The sequence below is a fragment of the Paenibacillus sp. AR247 genome (genome assembly GCF_002968895.1).
In the GTDB taxonomy this organism is placed as follows: domain Bacteria; phylum Bacillota; class Bacilli; order Paenibacillales; family Paenibacillaceae; genus Paenibacillus_AQ; species Paenibacillus_AQ favisporus.
This window is the reverse complement of record NZ_PCZT01000026.1, coordinates 78,477-79,263: the sequence shown is the minus strand read 5'-3', so window position 1 is coordinate 79,263 and position 787 is coordinate 78,477. Positions and strand designations below refer to the sequence as shown.

Sequence of the window (787 nt, the reverse complement as noted above, 5' to 3'; positions counted from 1 at the left end):
AAATCATGGACGAGATGAAGTCCTCCCTCACCCCGCTTGCGGTCGATCACAAATATACCGCGTGGGATGCCGCACTGATTCTGCTCCGTGAAGGCCTGGAGGCCATTCTCGTGCTGTCCGCCCTGCTGTCTTATTTGAAGCGAAGCGGAAATACGCGCGGCCAGAAATGGATTTGGGGCGGAGCCGGGTCAGGCCTCGTCCTCAGCCTCCTGCTCGCAGTCGTGCTGACCTTCTCCATCTCCAAAGCAGCTTCAGGCAGCGCCCGCGAGCTGATCGAAGGCATCACTGGTCTGGTGGCCGTGGTGATGATGCTGACCGTCGGGCAATGGCTGCACAGCAAGTCAAACACGGCCGCCTGGAACAAATACGTGGGCAGCCAGATGGATCAGGCGCTGGCCCGAGGAAGCCTTTGGTCTCTTTTCGTGCTGGCCGGTCTGGCCGTCCTGCGTGAAGGCGCGGAAACGACCATTTTCTATGCCGGGATGGCCTCCTCCATTGACATGGGGCAGCTGATCCTTGGAATCGCCGGCGCCTTTGCCGTTCTGGCCGTGCTCGCTTATGCGATTATCGTGCTCAGTGCCCGCCTGCCTCTGCGCGGCTTTTTCCTGGCGGCGACGGTGCTGATCTACTACCTGGTTTTCCGTTTCCTCGGAGACAGCATCCATTCGCTCCAGGTCTCGGGTCGCATTCCCGCCCATTCGGAAACCGGGCTGCCGTCCGTATCCTGGCTTGGCATGTATCCGACCTGGGAAACGTTCATTCCACAGATGGTCGTGCTTGCTTTCAT

1 protein-coding gene is annotated in these 787 nt (G+C 59.7%); it reads left to right on the top strand.

The window, feature by feature from the left end; all coding sequences use genetic code 11:
• Positions 1-787: FTR1 family iron permease (locus CPT76_RS34585; RefSeq protein ID WP_146116536.1), on the top strand; the 787-nt coding region annotated here is incomplete at both ends.